Below are 25,210 nucleotides of genomic sequence, written 5' to 3' on the forward strand. Positions count from 1 at the left end.
AAAGGAGCATGTCGGCCATGGGGAGCATTTATGGCTGTTTTTCGCTTCTGTTTTCGGCATAACATTTAATCAGGGATTCATTATAGGTTTGTCTTATACTACTCCTATAGACGCCACGGTCGTTGCTACGACAACTCCTATTATAATGATGCTACTTTAAAGAACCTATAACTTTTAAAAAAGCTATAGGTACTTGTATGGGGCTTAGAGATGCATTAATACTCATTTTAGGAGGACATCAGAGTGATATTGTTCGGGGAGGCGTGAATTCTTTTTGGGGAAATGTTCTGTATTTATGTGCCGAAACGAGTTTCGCTATATATTTTGTTCATTTCAAGGGGCTTATAGACTGTTATTCTCCCGTTACATTAATGAAATGGATGTTCCTGTATTCAACGATATGTTGCTTTCCGTTCATAGGAAAAGAGCTTTTGACCGTTCCTTATGAATTCATGTCTTGGAATATATGGTCCGATATATTATTTATCGTTTTAGGAGCTACGTTTTTATCTTATTTGTTAGTTCCTGTAGGACAACACTGGTTAAAGCCTACGGTAGTAAGTATGCATAACTATGTACAACCGGTTATTGCTGCTTTGCTGGCAATATACTGGGTGATGGATAAATTTAATTGGATTAAAGCGGCAGCGATAATTTTGGTATTCAGTGGCGTATATATAGTTACGCAAAGTAAGTCCCGGTTGGATGCCGAGAAGACTAATACCGGTATGGGTTGATATTTTTTATAAAACCAGCTATACACATATTATTCTATATTTTTCGAAAGGAAACGAGCTACCCCATCGTGTGCATTATCTTCAATAATTGCAGTAGATGCCGTTTTTACTTCTTCCATGGCGTTCCCGGTAGCATAACATTCATCTGAAATAGCAAACATAGGAAGGTCGTTGAGATTGTCTCCGAAAGATACGAGTTTGTTGATATTCAATCTTTGAGATAACCTTTGTATTGCTTCGGCTTTCGATGTACCCGGAGAATATATTTCCAATGTGCCGTCGCTATAATCAAATATATCGTGATAGCAGAAACTATTGTAACGGCTATCGTTTTTGATTTCATTATTGATGGTTTCCAAGGATTTATATTTTCCAAGAACCAGGAATAATATAATATTTTCTTCTCCAGAAAGAATATCTCTGAAATTATGGATCTGGATAAATGTTTTAAACGGAGTGTTTTCTCTTTCCCGAATGAATTCTTTTTCTATACGACATTTCAGTTCACGATAATACACGTACAAATGGTTGTTGCGTATGCAGTATATAAAGGCTGTTTGATTATGTTTGTCCAGTATATCTATGAGATTTTTCACAGATTCATGGGAGAATGTTCTTACGTCTATATATTCTTGTTTGGCAATATCGTAAGTTACTGCTCCGGTCATAAGAACTACCGGAATATTAATGTGTATATTCTTTAAAAGAGGAACGACTGTAGCCGGAGTACGAGCTGTCGCAACAGAAAATAATGCTCCTTTGTCTATCAGCTCGTTAATGATAGAGACGGAATAATCCGAAACTTTAGATTCAGGGTTGAGTAAAGTTCCGTCCAGATCGGTAATATACAATGTTTTCTCCATATTAATATTGATTTTTCGGATAAAAAACAAAAAGAGTCCGCATCCCTGCGAACTCTTTTGGCTCTTCAGGTTGGACTTGAACCAACGACCCTCTGATTAACAGTCAGATGCTCTAACCGACTGAGCTACTGAAGAATAAATCTAAATGCTTTAAAGAAAAAGAGCTCTTCAGGTTGGACTTGAACCAACGACCCTCTGATTAACAGTCAGATGCTCTAACCGACTGAGCTACTGAAGAAGATGTCATTCCTTTAAAAATGCGAGGCAAAGGTAATGGGATTTTCCCAAATATGCAATATATTTGCAAAAAAAATTTGTTTTTCATGAAAGTATTAGGATTAGGCAATGCACTTACCGATGTGTTAGCTATGTTGCCGTCGGAGGAATGTATTGCTGAAATTGGACTTCTGAAAGGTGGTATGCAACTTATCGATGAAGATAAGTTATTAAAAATAATGTCTGTATTTGAAGATTTCGATACGGTATTGGCTACCGGGGGGTCTGCTGCGAACGCAATTTCAGGACTTACCCGAATGGGATTGCCGGGAGGATTTATAGGAAAGACAGGTCCTGATAGCTATGGTAAGTTTTATCATGACGACATGGAGAAAAACGGTGTCGAGCTCCATTTACTCGAAGGAAATACAGCTTCGGGCTGTGCTATGACCATGATAACGCCGGATGGGGAACGTACATTCGGTACATATCTGGGTGCGGCTTCGGCTCTTATACCGGGAGAATTACATCCTGGGATGTTTGCCGGATATGATTTATTACATATTGAAGGGTATCTGGTACAAGATCCTGAATTGATTCGTCGTGCCGTAGAACTGGCAAAGAATGCCGGTTTAAAAATATCTTTGGATATGGCCAGCTATAATATAGTCAATGAGAATCTGGAATTTTTTCATGAATTAGTACGGGATTATGTAGATATTGCTTTTGCTAATGAAGAAGAAGCATTTGCTTATACAGGGAAAGAACCTGAGGAGGCTGTAAAAGAGATTGCTTCGGAATGTGATATAGCTGTTGTTAAGTGTGGCAAATTGGGTTCTATTGTACAAAAGCGCGATGAAATCGCCCGTATAGGTTCTACTCCTACTAAATGTATTGACTCTACCGGTGCCGGAGATCTGTATGCCGCCGGATTTTTATACGGGCTGTCCAAGAATTATTCTTTAAAAGTATCGGGTTCTATTGGGGCGGTGTTGTCAGGTAACGTGATTGAAGTGATAGGCACGAAAATGGATGATAATCGTTGGAATCAAATAAAGTTAAAAGTTAAAAGGATTGTTGAGAATAACGAAACTCTTTAGTTACTTTAGCTAAAACATCAATTATAAAAAATGAATTAGATGAAGAATGTATGTAAAAGTTTGTTCCGCTATGGAATAATAGCTTGTCTCGTACTGGTTCTGGGTATAACTGTCTGCTTGGGCTCAAACAGTGATAAGCGGAATTTTGATGCAACGAAAAGTCTCAGTTTGTTTAGTACATTATTTAAAGAGTTGGATATGTACTATGTCGATACTTTAAATACAGAAAAAGCCGTAACGAATGCTATAAATGCGATGTTATCCAAATTGGATCCGTATACCGAATATTATCCTGAATCGCAGAAAAATAATTTTATAGCAGCTACTTCTGGAGAATATGGAGGGATAGGTTCTTTTATTGTAGAGCGTAATGGTGCGGTTTATATTTCTGAGCCTTATGAAGGAATGCCGGCACATCTCGCAGGTTTAAAAGCCGGAGATAAACTGATCATGATAGATAAGGATTCTTTGACTGGCTGGACCAGTGATAAAGTAAGCGAAAAGCTGAAAGGACCGGCTAATACTAAATTGAAAGTAGTAGTAGAGCGCCCGGGTGTTAAAAATCCCATTACGTTTGACCTGGTAAGAAAAAAAATTCAGGTAAATGCAGTTACTTATTACGATGTAATAGGAGATAGTATCGGTTATATTTATTTGAATAGTTTTTCTGAAAAATCGGCTGCTGAAGTAAAAGAGGCTCTAACAGACTTGAAAAAGAATCATCATATTAAGTCCCTTATTCTCGATTTGAGAGGAAATGGCGGCGGTATATTGGAAAATGCGGTACAAATAGTTAATTATTTTGTTCCGAAAGGAAAAGAAATACTTTCCACCCGTGGAAAAATAAAACAGTGGGATAAAGTTTATAAAACGACGCAGGAGCCTATTGATACTGAAATTCCTTTAGTAGTTATGATAGACGGTGGAACAGCTTCTTCTTCCGAAATCGTTGCCGGAGCTTTACAGGACTTGGATAGAGCTGTTATACTGGGTGAACGTTCCTACGGTAAAGGGTTGGTACAATCTTCACGTAATATGCCGTATAACGGTATGCTCAAGCTTACTATTGCCAAATATTATATTCCTAGCGGTAGACTTATCCAGGCAATTGATTATTCGCATAGAAACCCGGACGGGAGCGTCGGACGCATACCCGATAGCTTAACACAAGAATTTAAGACAGAAAAAGGGCGTATCGTGCGAGATGGAGGAGGAATAAAGCCTGATGTAGAAATTGATAATCAGCGTAAAAATAATATCAGCTATTATTTGTTAAGAGATTTTATGTTCTTCGATTATGCCACCCAATATGCGCAGAAACATGATTCTATAACACCTGTAAAAGACTTTAAATTGACGAACGAAGATTACGATGCTTTTAAAGAATATGTAAAATCGAAGAATTTTAAATATGATATTCAAAGTGAACGTGTTTTATCCGATTTAAAGGAGTTGGCAGAATTTGAAGGTTATCTGGACGATTCCACTAAAGTTCAGTTCAGTGAACTGGAAAAAAGGTTGAAACATAATCTGGATAAAGATCTGAATACTTTCCGTGACGAAATAGAAGAATTGCTTTCTATAGAAATAGTAAAGAGATATTATTTCCAGAAGGGAGAAATCATAGAATCTCTTAAGCGGGATAAAGATCTGGCGGAAGCAGAGAAGTTGCTTAATGATCTTTCCAGGTATAATGAGATTTTGAAAATTGAGGATAAAATGGCAGGAAAGAAACAAAAATAGTCAGTTATAAGTTTTATAGATATTAAAGGCCCGGTATTATATATGCCGGACCTTTTTGTTTTTCAATCCCGATTTATTTATCCCGTTCTATCGTATAATCGAGTATTGAGATAAGTGCATCTAAGGTTGATGAAGGCGGAAAGTGTTGAATTATATCTATCGCTTCCTGTCGTATGCGCTGCATCGTTTCATAAGCATATTCAATTCCTCCGTTATTTTTAGCATAATTTATGAGCAGCTCTATATCGGGAGTGCTTAATGATTTTTGAGACAAAAGGGAACGCATTCGCTGGTTTTCTTCTCCTTCTCCGTGAGTAATCGCATAAATGAGCGGAAGGGACATTTTGCCCTCTCGCAGATCGTTTCCTGTGGGCTTTCCTATTGTCTTATCTTCGAAATAATCGAAAATATCATCTTTAATTTGAAAACAAATACCTAACTTTTCACCGAAAAGTTCCAGACTGCGAACCTTATCTTCGGGAGCGTCGGCCGATATAGCGCCGATTCTCATGCAAGAAAAAAATAGAGAAGCTGTTTTTCTTCGGATAACGTCGAAGTAAGCATTCTCGTCCAGTGTATGTTCCCGGGCATTGGATATCTGGTCTATTTCTCCCCGTGATAATTCCTGCCCTAATGTACCCAATGCATCGATGATTTTAATATTGTGGGTATTGATAGAGCATTTTAGGGCACAGGAAACAAAGTAATCTCCTACCAGTACGGCAATTCTATTGTCCCAAATACTGTTTACAGTCGGTGTTCCCCGCCGTTTTTGAGATTCGTCCACTACGTCGTCATGGATGAGGCTCGCATTGTGCAATAGTTCTATTGCCGCAGCCGCGTCAATGGAAATGCGCTTTACGTCCCCGAATAGTTTAGCACATAGTAAAACCAGAATAGGACGAATTTGTTTGCCTTTAGTTTTCAGATAATTACCGGTTACCTGGTTCATTAACGGACTGGTGGTGTTAAGAGACTCGGAAAGTACTTGATTCAAAATATCCAGTTCCGTTGCTATAGGCTGCCGTATTATAGAAAGTTTATCCATATCTTTTTATTGTAGCTGCAAAAATAGTAATAAAACAAAAGAATGCGTATATTTAGCGTAAATTTACGGGCTTATCCCAGATAAATAACCCTATTTTAACAGAAAACGATTGTATAAAGTTAGAAAAATAGACAGATGCAAGAAAAAAAATTATTTTTGCTCGATGCGTACGCTCTTATTTACCGTTCTTATTACGCTTTTATAAAAAATCCGCGTATAAATTCAAAAGGTATAAATACATCAGCAATCTTCGGATTTATCAATACGCTTGAAGATGTCCTGAAAAAAGAAAATCCTTCGCATATTGCGGTAGGTTTTGACCCTCAGGGCCCGACTTTTCGACATGAAGCTTATGTGCAATATAAAGCACAGAGAGAAGAAACTCCCGAGGTTATCCGGTATTCGGTACCTATTATAAAAGATATAATTAAAGCTTATCGCATACCTATTCTTGAAGTGTCTGGTTTTGAGGCAGATGATGTAATAGGTACTTTGGCAAAGTTAGCGGAAAAAGAAGGGTATGATACCTATATGATGACCCCTGATAAAGATTACGGACAATTAGTGTCGGAACATATTTTTATGTATAAGCCACGTTTCGGAGGGGGCGATTTTGATATATTGGGAGTTCCGGAGGTAAAAGCCAGATATGCTATTCAGGAACCTGAACAAGTAATAGATTTGCTCGGTTTAATGGGGGATTCTTCCGATAATATTCCCGGTTGTCCTGGGGTAGGAGAAAAGACAGCGGCGAAGTTGATATCCGAATTCGGTAATATAGAGAATTTACTGGCCAATACAGACAAATTAAAAGGAGCATTAAAAGAAAAGATAGAAAATAACGCAGAGCAGATTCGGTTTTCAAAATTTCTGGCTACTATCAAAACCGATGTTCCCGTCATTTTCGATGAAAAAAGTCTCCAGCGGGATCCCGTGGATAAAGAACAATTACGTAAAATATTCGAAGAGCTGGAATTCCGGGCTTTATCCGATCGCATATTAGGAGGAAATGTACCGGAAAAGAAATTGACTACTGTAGCTCAGCAAGGATCTTTATTTGATATGTCGCCTTCTGTTTCAAGTGTACCCGTACCGGAAACCGGTTCAATATCAGATATGATAGCGGATATACATACAACTCCTCATGCATATCATTTGGTGGATAGCGAAGAAGCCATGTGGGATCTGGCCGCTTTACTGGGATGTTCACCTGCTTTTGCTTTTGACACGGAGACTACCGGGGTGGACCCGATGAATGTTGATTTGGTCGGAATCTCGTTTGCTCTAAAAGAAGGAGAAGCTTATTATGTTCCTGTTCCCGAGAGCCGTAGTGAAGCGGAGCGTGTCGTTTCGATATTTCGTTCGGCCTTAGAGAACTCGTCTTCCTTAAAAATAGGACAAAATATCAAATATGATTATATTGTTTTGAGAAATTACGGTATAACCGTAAAAGGAAATTTTTTTGATACGATGGTAGCCCATTACTTGCTGCAACCGGAACAACGTCATAATATGGATTATCTTGCCGATGTATTATTGCATTATAAAACTGTTGACATAGAATCGCTTATAGGCCCGAAAGGGAAGAAACAGCAATGTATGAGGAATGTACCGATTACGCAGATATGCGAATATGCAGCTGAAGACGCTGATGTAACTTTGAAGTTGAAGAACGTTCTGGAACCTATGCTCAAAAAAGAAGGGCTTGATAAGCTTTTCTATGAAATAGAAATGCCATTGGTACGTGTACTGGCTGAAATGGAAATTACAGGAGTAAATGTGGATAAGGTTGCTTTACAAAGCTCTTCTGTCGTGCTTTCAGGTCAAATAGAAAAACTGGAAAAGGAAATTTACGAATTGGCCGGGATGGAATTTAACGTAAGTTCGGCTCGTCAGGTAGGTGAGGTTTTGTTCGAACGTCTTAAAATAGATGAAAAAGCCAAGAAGACAAAGACCGGACAGTATTCTACGACTGAAGATATCCTGGAAAAGTTACGCTCTAAACATCCTATTGTAGGGAAAATATTGGAGTTAAGAAGTATTCGTAAACTCTTAAGTACTTATATTAATGCGTTGCCAGAATTGATAAATCCAAGGACCGGAAAGATACATACGTCTTTTAATCAGACCATTACAGCTACAGGGAGATTAAGTTCCAGTAATCCGAATTTACAGAATATTCCTATACGGGACGAGGTCGGAAAAGAGATCAGGCGCGCTTTCGTCCCGGACGAAGGTTCTCTTTTCTTTTCAGCGGATTATTCACAGATAGAATTGCGTATCATGGCCGATTTAAGCGGAGATGAACATATGATAGAGGCTTTTACGTCCGGTGCTGATATTCATGCGGCTACAGCTGCCAAGATATATAAATTGCCGATAGATGAAGTTAGTAAAGATATGAGACGCAAGGCAAAGACAGCTAATTTCGGCATAATTTATGGTATTTCGGTATTCGGACTGGCGGAAAGGCTCAATATTCCCCGCTCGGAATCCAAACAGTTGATAGAAGGTTATTTTGAGAGCTATCCTCATGTGAAAGAATATATGGAAAAGAGTATCGAGATAGCCCGTAAAAACGGATATGTAGAGACAATATGCGGCCGGAAAAGGATGTTGCCCGATATAAACTCCCATAATAGCGTGGTAAGGGGATATGCCGAACGGAATGCCATTAATGCTCCTATACAGGGAAGTGCCGCCGATATTATTAAGATTGCTATGATTCGTATTTTTAACCGGTTCGAAAAGGAAAATCTTAAAACAAAGATGATATTGCAGGTACATGATGAATTGAATTTCAATGTTCCGGAGAATGAATTGGAACGGGTCCGAAACATTGTCAGAGAAGAGATGGAAAATGCATGGACCCTCAAAGTTCCGCTTATTGCCGATTCCGGAGTCGGAAATAACTGGTTGGAAGCGCATTAAAATCGTACTCCCCGGGTTCCACCGGGGAGTTTTTATTTCCGGGTTTCATTAAATAAATAAAAACCTATATATGTTTTTTTCAAAAAGAGTAACTTTACAAGGTTTTTCGAATTATTATTTATAATGGATATCAATCAGTTGGTTCCGCTATTCAATACTCCGGTTCGCCGGGAGGCTTTTTCCGGGTTGTTGAATGACAAGGACGTAAAAAATATTTTTCTGGAGGGATTACAAGGCTCTTCAGTCGCTCTTTTTTTATCAAATCTATTACAAACCCGTACTAGTTTAATTATCGCTAATGATTCGGATGAGGCCGGTTATTTGTATCATGATCTGATACAAATTAATGGAGATGAAAATATCCTGATGTTTCCGTCCGGATATAAACGGGATATAAAGTACGGACAAATAGATCCGCCATGCGAAATTATGCGTACTGAGGTTTTAAACCGGTTAAGCAGGCAGGAGAGCCCATTGCTTATAGTCACTTGTCCCGAGGCTTTGGCCGAAAAGGTAGTGGATGAAAAGATGCTCGCTCATAAAACATTACATATCGGTAGATCTCGAAAAATCGAAAACACTGTTGTGACAGATAAATTGCGTGAATATGGTTTCCAGGAAGTGGATTATGTTTATGAACCCGGTCAGTTCTCGGTGAGAGGGAGTATTCTGGATGTCTTTTCTTATTCGAACGAATGGCCTTATCGTATTGATTTTTTTGGAGACGATGTGGAAAGCATACGTACTTTTGATGTGGAAACCCAATTATCTAAAGAGCAGCTGGAAGAAGTCTATATTATTTCCAACGTGAGTAAAGATGAGGAGAACGGTATTTCACTACTTGATTTCATCGACAAAAATACAGTTATAGCCACAAAAGATATTGCCTGGATTACTGAACGCGTTTCAGGCATAGCGGGAGAATCTATTTCGGAGCAAGTTATCATTGCCGAAGAAGGAGATAAGGATGCTCTGAAAAAGATTGTGGACCCTGATTCTTTTAAAAATAAAATCTTGAAGTTCAAGCGGATCGATTACGGTAAACGCTGTTTGGCAAAAGCTCCCTCAATTATCCGCTTCGAGTGTGCTCCACAGGGAATATATCATAAGAATTTCCAACTGGTGAGCGAATCCTTTACCGATTTCCTCCAGCAAGGTTATACCATATACATCCTTAGTGATAGTGAGAAGCAAACTGAGCGACTGAAGGCGATTTTTGAAGAGAGGGAAGATCATATAACTTTCATTCCTGTATTGAAGACCTTACATGAAGGATTTGTAGATAAGGATTTAAAAGTTTGTTTTTTTACCGATCATCAGATATTCGACCGCTTTCATAAATATAATCTTAAAAGTGATCGTGCCCGTTCAGGGAAGCTTGCATTATCACTTAAAGAACTGAATCAGATAGAGGTCGGTGATTATATTGTACATGTGGATCACGGTATCGGTCGTTTCGGGGGGCTTATCCGTACCGAAATCAATGGTAAAATGCAGGAGGTTATAAAGCTGACTTACCAGAATGACGATATTATTTTTGTCAGTATACATGCACTGCATAAACTGGCAAAATACAGGGCTAAAGAAGGGGAAGCTCCCCGCATTAACAAGTTGGGAAGCGGGGCGTGGGAAAGGATGAAGGAACGGACTAAGACCAAGATGAAAGATATCGCCCGTGACCTGATTAAATTATATGCTTCGAGAAGAGAAGAAAAAGGTTTTGCTTTTTCCCCGGACTCTTTTCTTCAACAAGAGCTGGAAGCCTCTTTTATTTATGAAGATACTCCCGATCAGTTGAAATCAACTTTCGAAGTTAAAACTGATATGGAAAGCGAAAGGCCCATGGACCGGCTGATATGCGGTGATGTGGGGTTCGGTAAAACCGAAATCGCGATAAGGGCGGCATTCAAAGCGGCCTGCGATAATAAACAAGTAGCTGTTCTGGTTCCCACGACGGTACTTGCTTTCCAGCATTACCAGACATTTAAAGATCGCTTAAAAGATTTTCCCGTACGAATAGAATATCTAAGCCGTGCCCGAAAGGCAGCCGATATCAAAACTATTCTTAAAGATCTGACGTCGGGAGATATAAATATACTTATAGGGACGCACCGCCTTATCGGGAAAGATGTTAAATTCAAAGATTTAGGTTTGTTAATCGTCGATGAAGAGCAAAAGTTCGGAGTGTCCGTCAAAGAAAAGCTGAAACAATTAAAAGTAAATGTCGATACGTTAACCATGTCTGCAACCCCTATTCCCCGTACTTTGCAGTTTTCTTTGATAGGTGCCCGGGATTTGTCGGTGATAGCTACTCCTCCGCCTAATCGTTATCCTATACTTACAGAATTACACGGCTTTAATGAGGATATAATCAAAGAAGCTATAAATTTTGAAATGAGCCGGAACGGACAGGTATTTTTCGTTAATAACCGTATTCAGCAGTTATATGAGTTGGAAAATATGATTCACCGTTTGGTTCCTGATGCGCGCGTCGTAGTGGCTCATGGACAAATGCCTCCTGAAAAATTGGAAGAAGCTATTATAGATTTTGTCAATTATGATTATGATGTACTTTTAGCTACTACTATTATAGAATCGGGAGTAGATATGCCTAATACGAATACGATCATTATCAATAATGCGCAGAATTTCGGTTTGAGTGAATTACATCAATTAAGAGGTCGGGTGGGACGAAGTAATAAAAAAGCTTTCTGCTATTTGCTCTCCCCTCCTTTACATACGCTTTCGGTCGATTCACGCCGTCGTTTGCAGGCGATAGAAAGCTTTGCCGAGTTGGGAAGCGGTATTCATATAGCAATGCAGGATTTGGATATAAGAGGGGCCGGTAATCTGTTGGGGGCTGAACAAAGTGGCTTCATTGCAGACTTGGGATATGAAACCTACCAGAAAATATTGAAAGAAGCTGTTGATGAGCTTAAAATTGATGAATTCAGTGAATTGTATTTTTCGGAAGCCCGAAAACAAGACGACGGGAAAGAAAATTATGTATCGGATTGTGTAATAGAAAGTGACCTTGAATTGTTATTGCCGGCCGATTATATACCTCAGGAATCGGAACGTATATCTTTATATCAAGAGCTGGATAATATGGAGCGTGAGACGGACATTTTACATTTTGTCTCTAAATTGGAAGATCGTTTCGGCCGTATTCCTGCCGAAGCCCGTGAATTGATACGAGTTGTACGTTTAAAACGGTTGGCACGCCAGTTAGGAATTGAAAAAGTGGTTTTGAAGCAAGGTAAAATGTTCCTTTATTTCGTCTCGGATGAACACATTGCATATTATCAATCGGCTGCTTTTGGTAAATTATTGAGTTATATGCAGCATAATCCCCGGCGGTGCCAGTTGAGGGAAATGAAAGGCAAACGTTCCATGTCCATATCCAATGTCATTCAGGTTGAGACGGCGGTTGCGTTGTTGCAGGAGATACTGGATCGTGAGGCGATTTAACTTCTGCATTTGTTGTAACGGTTTGTTTGGCAGATATGGCAGTTTGTTTCCTGATACTTCCCCAAGGAAGCCCTACAATATCTTCCGGTTTATTGCCGGCTGTTATCAATGCAGTGTTGATATAATCGCGCCCTGATGCATTTTGGAATGGGAATAAATTGAAACGGGGCATAATTGCGGCAAAATGTTCCATGATTTCTGCCTGGATCGACTCGTAATCTTCCCACACTTTGTTGGCTGAAAAGCAATAGACCTGGACCGGAAGTCCGTTGTCGGTAGGGTCTAACGTGCGTACCATAAGGGTAAGCTCTTGATTGATAAACGGATGGTGTTGTAAATATAGTGTCATGTAAGCCCTGAAGAGTCCCAGATTTGTTTCTATGGTTCCGTTTACAAGACCATCTTTATTGTCGGTATTTTGCACTTCGTTATTGGCTTGTTGTGCCTCTTTTTTATCAATATATTCTTTTAGGTACGGAATAGATTTTAAATCTTCCAGCATTTCGGGAGTACAGAAACGTATGGTATCTACATCGACAGTATAAGAACGCATAATTCGACGTCCTCCCGATTCGCTCATCCCGCGCCAGTTTTGAAAAGAACCCGAAATAAGAGAATAAGGGGGTACGGTTACTATAGTATTATCGAAATTCTGTACTTTTACTGTATTCAAGGAAACGTCTATTATTACACCATTTACAGGAGTATTGGGTACAACGATCCAGTCTCCGTTCCGTACCATATCGTTCTGAGATAACTGTACGCCGGCAACGAATCCGAGAATACTGTCTTTGAATACCAGCATAAGTACTGCAGCGAAGGCTCCCAGACCTGTGAGTAAGTGCATGGGCGTACTGTTCAGTAGGATGGAAACGGAAACGATAACACCTAATCCTATGATAAACCCTTTGATAATTTGTACCAGTCCTTTCATAGGACGGTTTCTCATAGATTGATTATTAGAGATGATATGCCATAGGACAGTAATAAATGAGTTCAGGGAAAATATAAATGCTCCTATGAAATATATCCAACAAAATTTTTCAATGATGGACAACAAGTCTGGAGTACCGTTAAAGGCGAACGGGAGTAGTGTAATAATGACCAAAGGCGGGATCATATGGGTCATGCGGGTGAATATTTGTTCCCGTACCAGCCCTTTAAGTATGGGGCCTCCTCTGAACTTGATCCATTTATGTATGATGTAAATGAGAACGATACGTAGAATGACTGCTATCAATACGGCAGACAAGATGATGATAGCGACGTAAATAAGACGGCCGTATTTTTCTACGTGGGTATGAGATAGTCCTATATCTGATAATAGTGAGGTTATCCAGTCGAATATTTTATCGGCAAGCTGTTCGTATGTTATTTTCATCGTTCATTTTTATTCATACAACCTTTTATGCGTTCATTTGGTTCAGCCTGTTTTATTTATTACTATTGGGGTGGACAAAACGTGGATTTTTTTCATAAGAAGCTCTGTTTCATTGAGTCTGTAAATTATTATTGCTTTCGAAAAGAATGTAAAAAGAAGGAGAATGTATAAGAAGAGTAGAAACATTACTGTAAAAATTACTATCTTTGCACGCTAAAACGAAGCAAGCAGGATAAAATCTTTAATAATTTTATACAGTTGCATTATATTACTTCGTTTGTTTATCAAATTTATAATTAACAGATATAATAATATACTTAATTCATTATGGCATTACAATGCGGCATTGTAGGGTTGCCCAATGTGGGAAAATCCACCCTTTTTAATTGTTTGTCCAATGCAAAAGCCCAGTCGGCTAATTTCCCTTTTTGTACAATAGAGCCCAATGTCGGTGTTATAACGGTTCCTGACGACCGTCTCAATAAACTGGCCGAGCTGGTGCATCCTCAGCGCATAGTTCCTACTACAGTAGAAATCGTGGATATTGCAGGCCTTGTTAAAGGAGCCAGTAAGGGGGAAGGATTGGGGAATAAATTTCTTGCCAATATTAGGGAAACAGATGCTATTCTACATGTCCTGCGTTGTTTTGATGATGAAAATATAACCCATGTAGATGGACGAGTAGATCCGGTAAGAGATAAGGAAATTATCGATTATGAACTGCAATTGAAGGATCTTGAAACCATAGATTCACGCATTGCCAAAGTTCAGAAGCAGGCTCAAACAGGAGGAGATAAGACTGCTAAGCAGGTTTTTGAAGTACTTAGCCGTTATAAGGAAGCTTTAGAGCAGGGAAAAGCTGCCCGTACCGTAACTTTTGAAACAAAAGATGAGATCAAAATAGCCCATGACCTCTTTTTACTGACGAATAAACCGGTGATGTATATATGTAACGTGGATGACAATAGTGCGGTAGAAGGAAACGAATATGTCGATATGGTACGGGAAGCAGTTAAAAATGAAAATGCCGAAATTCTTATTCTGGCCGCTAAGACGGAATCTGAGATTGCGGAATTTGAGACTTATGAAGAACGCCAGATGTTTCTGAATGAAATAGGCCTTGAAGAATCGGGCGTATCCAGACTTATTCGCTCGGCTTATAAACTATTGAATCTGGAGACTTATTTTACAGCGGGAGAACAGGAAGTTCGTGCCTGGACTTATTTAAAAGGAAGTAAAGCTCCTCAGTGCGCCGGAGTTATTCATACCGATTTTGAGAAAGGATTTATACGGGCCGAAGTTATTAAATATGAGGATTATATTGCTTTAGGGTCGGAATCGGCTTGCAAAGAGGCCGGAAAAATGAATATAGAAGGTAAAGAGTATGTTGTGCAGGATGGAGACATCATGCATTTCAGATTTAACGTGTAAAACGTTTATTGCCTTTTTATAAACGTATGTCTCATATTTTTTGATATGAGACATACGTTTTAATTTTATATGGTTGATGGTTTAATATTTGAAACTGCTTCCGCCTAAAAATTCTCTTAATAAGGATGTAGGAGGTATTTCTCTCTCGTTTATAGGTAGGAAATAATTTAGGAATTTAAGCAGCCGGTGTGCTTCTCCGTATTCTGGGCAATCGTGCGGTACTGCACTTAATATGGGTTCTGCATATCGTTTCATAACCGCCAGTTCGAAAAGAAGCGATGAGTTAAACATGGCATCTGCATTCTCCTGGTACGGAAAAATCCATTTTTCTTCCCCTCTTCTTACGCTATTCCATCTTGCGATTGTGCTTTGGGCGGATGTTCCCCTGTATTTACTATCCCGGATGATGCGTCTTAATAACCGATTGTCCGTAGTAGGTATCCAGTTATGATCGTCAATGGAGATCGTGGTCAAAGCCGATACGTAAACCCGGTATTTCATATAATCTTCTATTTGAGGAGTGAGGGCGGGGTTTAATCCGTGTATTCCCTCCAATATAAGAATATTTGATTTTTCGAGTTTCATTCGTTTTCCCTTATATACCCGGCATCCTTTTTCGAAGTCGAATGTGGGAAGTTCTATTTCTTCTCCCTGTAAAAGGAGGTTCAGATCACTGTTGAATTTTTCCAGATCCAAGGCATAAAGAGATTCATAATCGTATTCGCCGTTTTCATCTATTGGCGTTTGTTTGCGGTCTACAAAATAATTATCCAGTGAAATGGTGACCGGTTTTAACAAATTTGTCATCAATTGGATGGAAAGACGTTTGGAAAAAGTGGTTTTTCCGGATGAAGAAGGACCTGAAATAAGTATGATTTTTGCTCCTCCTTCTACGAACCGTTGACTTATGTCATCGGCGATCTGTGATATTTTCTTTTCATGTAAAGCTTCGGCTACTTTTATAAGATCGGTTGCAGCTCCCCGTTGTACGGCAATGTTCATATCTCCTACATTACTAAGACCAATAATACGGTTGAAATTGAGATATTCTTTGAATGCCCCTAACATTTTTTCCTGTGGAATGACTTCGGCAGGTTTTTCCGGTTCATGGGAAGTGGGAGGAACCAGCAGGATTCCACCATTGTACCGTAGGAGGTCGAATACTTGTATATAACCGGTCGAGGGGGCGAGTGCTCCGTAATAGAAATCTGCCATGTCACCTAATTTGTGATAAACAGTGTATAATGAACGGGAGGTTTCCAGAAGAGTAATTTTATCGTTCATTTTTTGTTCCATAAATATGTCTATCACTTCCTGGGTATGGCGCTTGAAAGGTTCAAAAGGGATGTCTTCCGCGATAATTTCAAGCATACGTCGTTTTATGGCATACACTGTTTCATCTGTTTGAGGTTCCCCGTCATTTAAAAGACAATAATATCCTCGGGATACCGAATGTTCTATACGCAACCTCATACCTGGATATAAATCCCGGATAGCCTTAGCGAGAATAAAACAAAGGGAGCGTACATAAGTCCGCATGCCCGAAGGATGGGTTATATCTATGAATTCGATATCTTTGGGACTGAACACACGGTAATCAAGCTCTTCGGTCTTATTATTAACTTTAGCACAAAGTGCGGGTAAGCCCGGATTAAAGGTTAAAAATCTTGATATTTCATGCAGGGATTCTCCGCCGCATATAGAATATGAGGTGTTGTTGTTTTTACAAAAAACAGGGAATTTTTTTTCCATACTTTTTGGGGTTTAGGGAAACGGGAATGTTAAAATTTGAAATAAACGTGAAAATTGCATTCTGAACCTTCTATTTCCTTCATATTTGTATAAATTTGCAAATTAGAATTCATTATATTTCATGCATGTGATAAATGTATGAAATTTTCATTACAAAACAAACTGAAAAATCATGGAGTATACTTTTTTGGATTTTTTGACCCTTATCGGTTCGGTCGGATTATTCTTATATGGAATGAAGGTTATGAGCGAAGGGTTACAAAAAGTAGCGGGTGACAGATTGAGGAACATTCTCGCTGTAATGACAAAAAATCGATTCTCCGGAATGCTTACAGGTGTACTTATCACGGCTTTGATTCAGAGCTCGTCCGCGTCTACGGTCATGGTTGTCAGTTTTGTGAATGCCGGTTTAATGACTTTGGCGCAATCGATGGCTGTTATCATGGGAGCGAATGTGGGAACTACTCTTACCGCCTGGGTTATTGCACTTTTTGGTTTTAAAGTAAATATTTCTCTTTTTGCATTACCGTTGATCGGGTTTGCCACTCCTTTGCTTTTTTCGAAAAGAAGCAAGAGAAAGTCTTGGGGAGAGTTTCTGATAGGATTTTCCTTTCTTTTTATGGGTCTGGATTTTTTGAATCATTCGGTTCCTGACCTGAAGAGTAATCCTGAGATATTTTCTTTCCTGACATCATATACCCAGATGGGATTCCTTTCCATTCTTATTTTTGTTTTGATAGGAGCAGTTTTAACAATGGTAGTGCAGGCATCCAGTGCTACGTTCGCAATATCGCTGATTATGTGTAGCAAGGGATGGATATCTTTCGATATAGCTGCTGCTCTGGTCTTGGGAAGTAATATAGGAACAACGATTACCCCTATTTTAGCTGCGTTCGGCGGGAATGTTGCCGCTAAACGTGCAGCAATGGGACACTTTCTCTTTAATTTTTTCGGTACGGTCTGGACTCTTGTTTTTTATTTTCCATTTGTCAGTCTTATAGTATGGATGTGTACCCGAATGGTAGGTGACCCGAATGCTTTAATGAATTTTGTTGTTAAAACCGATGCTGTGAATCCTACCCTGGTAAACCAACTGAATAACGGAACTCTCAATACCTCCGATCCTTCGATGGAGGCTATCAGCAAACAATTCGCTTCGATGCAATTTTCGGTTTCTTTCGGTTTGTCTCTTTTCCATACTGTATTTAATATAATCAATCTGTCTATCATGATTTGGTTTACCAATCTGTATGTAAAAATTGTAACCCGTTTAATTCGTGTAAAGTCAAAAGAGGACGAAGAATTCCAGCTCAAATTTATTGCAGGCGGCATGCTGGCCGCTTCGGAACTTAACCTGACACAGGCTCAGAAAGAAATTGCAGTATATGCGGAACGTACTTTGAGAATGTTCGGTATGGTACGTGCTTTATTATATGAGAAAGAAAATAGCGAAGCGTATTCCCGCTTGTACAGTCGTATTGAGAAGTATGAGCAGATAAGTGACCGGATGGAGATAGAGATAGCGACTTATCTTAACCGCGTAGTGGATGGCCGCCTTAGTTATGAAGGAAAGCTTCGGGTATCTTCCATGCTTATTATGGTAACGGAGATCGAGAGTATTGGAGATAGTTGTTATAACCAGGCCAGAACGTTGGTAAGGAAACAAGATGCCGGGGTACAGTTCAGTGAAGAGATTACTACTAATATCGATAATATGTTTCATCTGGTAGATGAGGCATTGGAAGGTATGCTGGTAATACTGAATCATCCCGAACATGTGCCTGAAGCCGAAATGATAAAGTCCTATAATAAAGAAAGGGAGATTAATAATTACCGGAATCAGTTACGTGCTGCCAATGTGGAAAATATTAATTTGAAAAAGTATGAATATCAGGCTGGTATATATTATATGGATATGATTGCCGAAGCTGAGAAACTGGGAGATTATGTGATAAATGTGATAGATGCGGTAAAAGAATATCACCGTAAATCGAAATAAATAATAGTTTTAAACGGTATCAAAAAAGCACGAACAATGAGTCCGTGCTTTTTCATTTTTATAGATGAGATTTTAAAATTTGTACCAGTTCTTTTACACCTTCTCCGGCTCCTTTGTGTATGATGTGTACCGGAAGTCCGGAGGGAATATGCACTTCTTGCGGGTCGATAAGATATATGGGTATTCCTTTTCTCACATAATGTATGAGGCCGGCAGCGGGGTAAACATTAAGAGATGTTCCTATTATTACGAAAATATCGGCTTCTTCAGTCCATTCTATAGCCTTCTCTATCATAGGTACGGGTTCTCCGAACCAAACAATGTGAGGACGTAATTGAATTCCGTTTTTATCTTTATCACCCAGATGTATTTCACAGTTCTCAGGAGTAAGTGTATAAATTTCGTTTTCACGATTAACCGGTCTTACTTTCATGAGTTCTCCATGCAGGTGGAGGACATTGTGATTACCTGCCCTTTCGTGCAGATCATCTACATTCTGGGTAATGATTTTTACATCGTAATCTTGCTCAAGTTCATATAGTCCCTGGTGCCCTGCATTTGGCTTTGCCTGCATAAGCTGTTTTCGTAATCCGTTATAAAAATCCAATACCATTTCCGGATTTCTTTCCCAGCCGTCGGGAGAAGCGACATCTTCAACATTATATTTTTCCCATAAACCTCCGCTATCCCTGAAAGTAGAAAATCCGCTTTCGGCACTCATTCCGGCTCCGGTAAGAATAACTAATTTTTTCATCTTCATCTTCTTAGTTTATATGTTTTACGATTAAACACTTTTGTTTCGGTTCTGTTTTTAATATGAGCTAAGGAACATAATCGGGTAAAAAATGAAAAGTTGCCGGTTATATGTTAACAGCCCTGTAAAATTATATTTTTTTTAAATGAAAAATAAAGGATTAAACGATAAAAACCCTATCTTCGTCACAAATTTTTGCTGAAATATAGCAAAAGACGGAGTGTGTATTAACTCCCTAATAAATAAATGGAAAATATGGACAAATTAAGCTATGCACTTGGCTTGAGTATGGGAAATAACTTCTTAGGCTCAGGTATCAAATCACTAAATGTAGAAGATTTTGCGAAAGGAATAAAGGCTGTTTATGACGGTGGAAAGACCGAAATGACCTATGACGAAGCGAAAACTATTATAAATGAATTTTTTACAGGGCTTCAGAAAGAGGTAGAGGAAGCAAATTTAAAAGAAGGACAGGAATTTTTGGCCGAAAACGCCAAACGTCCGAATGTGGTGACTTTGCCTAGCGGGTTACAATATGAGATACTTACAGAAGGGAAAGGCCGCAAACCGAAAGCTACCGACCGTGTACAATGTCATTACCATGGTACATTGATAAACGGACAGGTATTTGACAGTTCTATTCAGCGGGGTGAGCCTGCCGTATTTGGTGTTAACCAGGTTATTCCGGGGTGGGTGGAAGCATTGCAACTGATGCCTGAGGGTTCCCGTTGGAAACTTTATATCCCTTCCGACCTGGCTTATGGAGAACAAGGAGCGGGACAGAATATCGGTCCGAATACTGCGTTGATATTCGAAGTAGAATTAATAAAAGTATTATAATCAAATTATTTAACTAATGAATATGAAAAAATCAGTTTTAGTAACAGTAATGGCAGCCGGTGTGCTTTCATTGGTTTCCTGCCAAAACAAATCGGCCGGTGCTTTGACTACCGATGCAGATAGCGCTAGTTATGCTTTTGGTTTGCTGAATGGCGAACGCATTGCCCAGGCTATCAAAGCAGATCCTTCCGGCATTAATTCTGAAGAATTTATGAAGGGTTTTGCTCAGGCCTTGAATAACGATTCTTCAAAATTCTCTTTTGAAATCGGTTTTTCACAAGGTTCGCAGGCCAGACAATATTTCGAAAGCATGTCCAAGCAATATGGGGCTGAACTGGATAAAGCATTGTTTCTGGAAGCCTATAAAAAAGCCGTTTTGGGCGATACTGCTTTTGTGATAAAATCTGCAGACGCTCAGGCTATATTCTCTGCTTATATGGAAGCTGCACAGGAAAAGAAAGTTAAAGAAGAAGAAGCTAAATTGGCCGAAGCTCCTGCAGCAAAAGAAAATCTGGCTAAAGGACAAGCTTTTCTCGCAGAGAAAGCTAAGGACCCTGCTGTAATGAAAACCGAATCCGGTTTGCTTTACAAAGTTATTAAACCGGGTAATGGAACGAAACTTGAACCCACCGACCATGTAAAATTGAACTATAAAGGTTCATTGATTGATGGAACGGAATTTGATAGCAACAAGGATGTTACATTTGGTTTGAACCAAGGTATTAAAGGTTGGAACGAAGGCCTTTTATTAATGTCTCCGGGTGCAAAATATGAACTTTATATACCTGCCGATCTAGCCTATGGCATACGTGGAGCAGGTGATAAGATTCCTGCTAATTCAACTTTGGTATTTGAAGTTGAAATACTGGAACTGGTAAAATAATAGAATATTTAATGAGAGATGGAGCTGCCCAAACAGGCAGCTCCATTATTTTTGTAGAAAGGTTATTTATGCAAATAGTAAGTGTTGGATAGTTTAAAATAAACTTTGATTATCATTAATGCCGAAAATAATGTTAAAACAAAACTTTTTGCTAAAATAATGCTCTGAATTAATGTTGTTGTCAGAAAAAAAATATATATTTGTTTGCAATCAATAATAACGTTTTATGGAAAAAATAGATAACCTTGATCGGCAGATTCTTGAAATAATTATGAAAAATGCGCGAATCGCATCTAAAGATGTGGCTGCTGAATGTGGTGTTTCACGTGCCGCTATTCACCAGCGTATTCAGCGCATGATAGATATGAATGTAATAATAGGTTCAGGATACCGGGTTAATCCTAAAATATTGGGATATCGTACCTGTACTTATATAGGAGTGAAATTGGAAAAAGGATCGATGTATCGTGATGTTGTACCTGAACTGGAAAAGATTCCTGAGGTGGTTGAATGCCATTTTACGACAGGGCCTTATACTATGTTATGCAAATTGTATGCGCGGGATAATGAGCATCTTATGGAGCTGCTCAATGACAAGATACAGAATATTCACGGCGTAACAGCTACCGAGACTCTCATTTCTTTGGAGCAAAGTATGAATCGTGAAATACCTATCCGCTATAAAGAGTAATAAAATATAAGAGAGTATTATGGCAGAGGGTGTATAAGTTTATATACCCTCTGTTTTTATATTTGTTCCGGGACTTTTTTATCGAATCGGCGCATTTGCCAATAGATAAGAGCAAGTGTAATCAGCGTTGCAATAATGTCTGCGGCCGGCATAGCATACCAAATACCTTCCAGTCCCCACCAGTGAGGAAAAATGAATAATAACGGGATCAGGAATAATACCTGCCGGGACAAACTTAGAAAGATAGCTTTGGGAGCCATTCCCAATGACTGGAAAAAGTTTGTGGAAACTATTTGGAGACCAACGATAGGAAAGGCTGCCAGGGATATGCGTAAACCGTTAGCCGATACGGCGATGAGTTCCGGATCGGTAGTAAATGCCCTGACGATATAATCGGGCAGGAAAGTGGAGCTCAAAAAGCCGATAGTGGTACAAATGGTAGCGGAAAAGCAAGTTATCTTAAAGGCTTTTTTCATGCGTTCGTAATGCCCCGAACCGTAATTATATCCTACTACAGGCTGCATGCCCTGGCATAATCCTATGATAAGCATGACGATTAATGTAGCATAAGTATTGAATATGCCGAATGCTCCTACGGCAGTATCCCCTCCGTATTTGTGAAGAGACGTATTTATGATGGCGTTTACAGCGCTGGCCGTTACATTGATGAGAAATGGCGCCATTCCTATGTATATGATATTGAATATAATGCGCTTGTCAAGCCTGAAACAGTATTTTCGAAAACGTATATGTTCTCCCTTTCTCATGAAGTGATACATTACGAATGCTGTAGATATAGCCATGGCAATGTCGGTAGCGATGGCTGCACCTTTGATCCCCATTTTGAGAACAAACAGGAAAATAGGTGCCAGTATAACATTGGCTATTGCACCTATCATCATCGTATACATAGCTCTTTTGGGGAATCCCGATGCCCGCATCATATTATTGAAACTGTAACATAAATTAGTAAGCACCATCCCCGGCATGATGTAATATAAAAATTCCAGTGCGTAGGGAATGGTTTTTTCGCTTCCTCCGAAACTCTGAAGAATGTCTTCCAGCCAGAATATGAAAAAAATGATGTATAAAACCGCAAATATAAGAGTGAGAATAAAACTGTTTCCTAATATTTTTTCAGCATTTACCCTGTCTTTTTGTCCCAAAACAATAGATATTCTGGATGCTCCTCCGGCTCCTATTAACATACCGGTTGCGGCAGTAATGGACATGATGGGGAAAGTAAGGGCGAGACCTGATATTGCATTGGGCCCTACGCTTTGTCCAATGAATATGCGGTCTACTACATTATACAGAGACATAACCATAATACCCACTATGGCAGGTAGCGAGTATTCCCATAAAAGCGAAGGTATCGGACGGGATTCAAGTTCTTCGTATCTTTCGTTCTCGGTTTTTTGCATATAGCGTGTTATTCTTTTTCTTTCCAGTCATTATTTTTCCGGATGAGCTCTGTGAGCTTTTCTATAGCCTCTTCTTCCGGTATATTTTTTTCGATGCATTCTTTTCCTTTATACAAACTTACTTTATGGCGTCCGGCTCCGACATAACCGTAATCGGCATCGGCCATTTCACCCAGACCATTTACAATGCACCCCATGATGCCTATTTTAAGCCCTGTAAGATGTGAAGTTGCAGCTTTCACCCGTGCAATGGTTTGTTGCAGGTCGAACATTGTACGCCCGCAACTCGGACAAGAGATATATTCAGTTTTTGTAATACGTTGCCGGGTAGCTTGCAAAATACCGAAGGAATAACTTATAAGGCTTTCAGGGGATATATCTCCGTCGTTCTGGATAAGTATTCCGTCTCCAAAGTAATCCATCAGTAACGGGCCGAAATCGGCTCCTGTTTTTATTTGCAGTTCTTCTGCGTTATTTTCATTGTATCTGTTTTTGAGAATGACGGGTACACTACATTGATTGTTTATGAGCCAGTGGAAGAATGCCCGTTGTTCTCCTACGATATTCTGATGTGCAGAAGAAAGGATGAGGACTATATTCTTTTCCTCTTTTAATAATTTCAATAGTTGCGGCGTGGCATCGTTATAAGAGATCTCTAAAAAACGTAGAGGAGCCGGAACCGCTTTTAAAAGAGATATTTCATCGTATTTGAATAACGGATATACATTTTCTTGTGGTCTGTAAACATCTGCATCTACTATTATTTTTTCTTCGCTACGAACAGACGATGGACAGTTTTTGTGAGTATAATAATAATCGGCTTTTACATTGCTTTCATTTTTTACTGGAATACACGAAGCTATTACTACCGGAGGATTGTTTCCTCCGATATTTCCTATGCTTTGTGTTTCTCTTTTGTTGACATGGCAATAATCAAAACCTGCGGCTGTTTCTCCTTCGATGTGGGGATGTCCGGCTCTTTTTTCTATATAATCCACTAGTTTTTTCGCTACCGGTATTTCTTTTTCAGGGTCTTCGCTTAATGATACACGTATCGTGTCTCCTATTCCATCAGCCAGAAGCGTACCTATTCCAACGGCCGATTTGATACGTCCATCCTCTCCGTCTCCTGCTTCGGTCACTCCCAGATGCAGAGGATAACACATATTCTCTTTTCTCATAGCTTCGATCAACAATCGTACGGTTTTTACCATAATGACTGTATTGGAGGCTTTGATCGAAATAACAATATCACTGAATGATTCTTCCCGGCATATTCTCAGAAACTCCAGGCAAGATTCTACCATGCCTTCGGGAGTATCACCATATCGGCTCATGATCCGGTCACTCAAAGAACCGTGATTCACCCCTAAGCGTATCGCTGTTCCATGTTTTTTGCATATATTGAGAAACGGTACCAGTCTGTCCCGTATGCGTTGGATCTCATGAGCATATTCTTCATCTGTATATGTTAGTTTTTTAAAGGTACGGGCGCTGTCTACGAAATTACCCGGATTGATGCGAACCTTGTCGACTATGGCGGCAGCGGCATCTGCTGCTTTCGGATTGAAATGTATATCGGCGATTAAGGGAGTTTGATACCCTTTAGAGAGAAGTCCTTTTTTAATATTTTCCAGATTTTCGGCTTCTCTTACTCCTTGCGCCGTAAGTCTTACATAATCGGCTCCTGCTTCAATAATCGAGATGCATTGCTCAACGCTACCTTCTGTATCCATCGTAGAAGTGTTGGTCATGGACTGTATCCGTATGGGGTATTCTCCTCCTAACGGAGTATTTCCTATATGGACGATACTGGAATGCCGGCGTTTGAAATTGAAATAGTTCATAACAGGTAAGTTTTTACGTATAAACGGATAAATATTAAAAAAATCCGAGATATATAATCATTGCACACCCCGGATTTTATTTTTTCAAAAGGTTGCCGA

General features: G+C 39.4%; 17 protein-coding genes and 2 tRNA genes. 10 read left to right on the plus strand and 9 right to left on the minus strand.

The window, feature by feature from the left end; translation table 11 throughout:
• Positions 1-197 precede the first annotated feature (197 nt).
• Positions 198-737, plus strand: coding sequence for a DMT family transporter (locus OCV73_RS08175; protein WP_262512924.1), 540 nt, complete (start codon positions 198-200; stop codon positions 735-737).
• Between the two features lie 29 nt (positions 738-766).
• Here the strand turns inward: OCV73_RS08175 and OCV73_RS08180 are convergent, their stop codons facing one another.
• From OCV73_RS08180 to OCV73_RS08190, 3 genes are all read right to left on the minus strand, one after another.
• Positions 767-1,600: an HAD family hydrolase gene (locus OCV73_RS08180; protein WP_147551183.1), complete on the minus strand. Its 834-nt coding sequence runs from the start codon at positions 1,598-1,600 to the stop codon at positions 767-769.
• Positions 1,601-1,658: 58 nt separating this feature from the next.
• A tRNA-Asn gene (locus OCV73_RS08185) sits at positions 1,659-1,735 on the minus strand.
• 29 nt (positions 1,736-1,764) lie between these two features.
• Positions 1,765-1,838 (minus strand) — tRNA-Asn (locus OCV73_RS08190).
• A gap of 85 nt (positions 1,839-1,923) precedes the next feature.
• On the opposite strand from OCV73_RS08190, the gene OCV73_RS08195 reads away from it, so the two are divergent.
• The gene (locus OCV73_RS08195; protein ID WP_243764674.1) at positions 1,924-2,916 is read left to right on the plus strand and encodes an adenosine kinase; all 993 of its coding nucleotides are present in this window, start codon (positions 1,924-1,926) and stop codon (positions 2,914-2,916) included.
• A 39-nt stretch (positions 2,917-2,955) separates the two neighbouring features.
• Complete coding sequence (locus OCV73_RS08200; RefSeq protein WP_147551186.1) at positions 2,956-4,659, plus strand: S41 family peptidase; 1,704 nt, start codon at positions 2,956-2,958, stop codon at positions 4,657-4,659.
• Positions 4,660-4,732: 73 nt separating this feature from the next.
• On the opposite strand, the gene OCV73_RS08205 is transcribed toward OCV73_RS08200, so the two are convergent.
• Entirely contained in the window at positions 4,733-5,707 is a 975-nt protein-coding gene (locus OCV73_RS08205) for a polyprenyl synthetase family protein (RefSeq protein ID WP_147551188.1), read from the minus strand.
• 135 nt (positions 5,708-5,842) lie between these two features.
• Here OCV73_RS08205 and polA point away from each other — a divergent pair, with 135 nt between their 5' ends.
• Entirely contained in the window at positions 5,843-8,638 is a 2,796-nt protein-coding gene (gene polA / locus OCV73_RS08210; protein WP_147551190.1) for a DNA polymerase I, read from the plus strand.
• 123 nt (positions 8,639-8,761) lie between these two features.
• Positions 8,762-12,109, plus strand: a complete 3,348-nt coding sequence (gene mfd, locus OCV73_RS08215) for a transcription-repair coupling factor (protein ID WP_147551192.1) — start codon at positions 8,762-8,764, stop codon at positions 12,107-12,109.
• Here mfd and OCV73_RS08220 read toward each other — a convergent pair.
• Positions 12,048-13,490 (minus strand): mechanosensitive ion channel family protein, encoded by a 1,443-nt coding sequence (locus OCV73_RS08220; RefSeq protein WP_147551194.1) that lies wholly within the window; start codon positions 13,488-13,490, stop codon positions 12,048-12,050. The two genes, mfd and OCV73_RS08220, sit on opposite strands and share 62 nt — an antisense overlap.
• Positions 13,491-13,817: 327 nt before the next feature.
• Here OCV73_RS08220 and ychF point away from each other — a divergent pair, with 327 nt between their 5' ends.
• On the plus strand, positions 13,818-14,921 hold the full coding sequence (ychF, locus tag OCV73_RS08225; protein ID WP_147551196.1) for a redox-regulated ATPase YchF: 1,104 nt from the start codon (positions 13,818-13,820) through the stop codon (positions 14,919-14,921).
• Positions 14,922-15,002: 81 nt separating this feature from the next.
• On the opposite strand, the gene OCV73_RS08230 is transcribed toward ychF, so the two are convergent.
• Complete coding sequence (locus tag OCV73_RS08230; RefSeq protein ID WP_147551198.1) at positions 15,003-16,673, minus strand: nucleoside kinase; 1,671 nt, start codon at positions 16,671-16,673, stop codon at positions 15,003-15,005.
• Between the two features lie 172 nt (positions 16,674-16,845).
• On the opposite strand from OCV73_RS08230, the gene OCV73_RS08235 reads away from it, so the two are divergent.
• Entirely contained in the window at positions 16,846-18,672 is a 1,827-nt protein-coding gene (locus OCV73_RS08235) for a Na/Pi cotransporter family protein (protein WP_147551200.1), read from the plus strand.
• 58 nt (positions 18,673-18,730) lie between these two features.
• Here the strand turns inward: OCV73_RS08235 and OCV73_RS08240 are convergent, their stop codons facing one another.
• On the minus strand, positions 18,731-19,426 hold the full coding sequence (locus OCV73_RS08240) for an SIR2 family NAD-dependent protein deacylase (protein ID WP_147551202.1): 696 nt from the start codon (positions 19,424-19,426) through the stop codon (positions 18,731-18,733).
• A gap of 255 nt (positions 19,427-19,681) precedes the next feature.
• Here OCV73_RS08240 and OCV73_RS08245 point away from each other — a divergent pair, with 255 nt between their 5' ends.
• The 3 genes from OCV73_RS08245 to OCV73_RS08255 all read left to right on the plus strand — a co-directional run bounded on the left by OCV73_RS08245 (position 19,682) and on the right by OCV73_RS08255 (position 21,840).
• A complete protein-coding gene (locus OCV73_RS08245; protein WP_147551204.1) occupies positions 19,682-20,266 on the plus strand; it encodes an FKBP-type peptidyl-prolyl cis-trans isomerase in 585 nt (194 codons plus the stop codon).
• 22 nt (positions 20,267-20,288) lie between these two features.
• Positions 20,289-21,149: an FKBP-type peptidyl-prolyl cis-trans isomerase gene (locus tag OCV73_RS08250; RefSeq protein ID WP_167551233.1), complete on the plus strand. Its 861-nt coding sequence runs from the start codon at positions 20,289-20,291 to the stop codon at positions 21,147-21,149.
• Positions 21,150-21,375: 226 nt separating this feature from the next.
• A complete protein-coding gene (locus tag OCV73_RS08255) occupies positions 21,376-21,840 on the plus strand; it encodes an Lrp/AsnC family transcriptional regulator (RefSeq protein WP_147551208.1) in 465 nt (154 codons plus the stop codon).
• Between the two features lie 56 nt (positions 21,841-21,896).
• Here the strand turns inward: OCV73_RS08255 and OCV73_RS08260 are convergent, their stop codons facing one another.
• The gene (locus tag OCV73_RS08260; protein ID WP_147551210.1) at positions 21,897-23,264 is read right to left on the minus strand and encodes an MATE family efflux transporter; all 1,368 of its coding nucleotides are present in this window, start codon (positions 23,262-23,264) and stop codon (positions 21,897-21,899) included.
• 8 nt (positions 23,265-23,272) lie between these two features.
• Positions 23,273-25,111 carry a 4-hydroxy-3-methylbut-2-en-1-yl diphosphate synthase gene (locus tag OCV73_RS08265; protein ID WP_147551212.1) on the minus strand — a complete coding sequence of 613 codons (1,839 nt, stop codon included), beginning with the start codon at positions 25,109-25,111 and terminating at the stop codon, positions 23,273-23,275.
• Positions 25,112-25,210 lie beyond the last annotated feature (99 nt).

This window comes from Barnesiella propionica, from assembly GCF_025567045.1.
GTDB classification, from domain to species: Bacteria; Bacteroidota; Bacteroidia; order Bacteroidales; family Barnesiellaceae; genus Barnesiella_B; species Barnesiella_B propionica.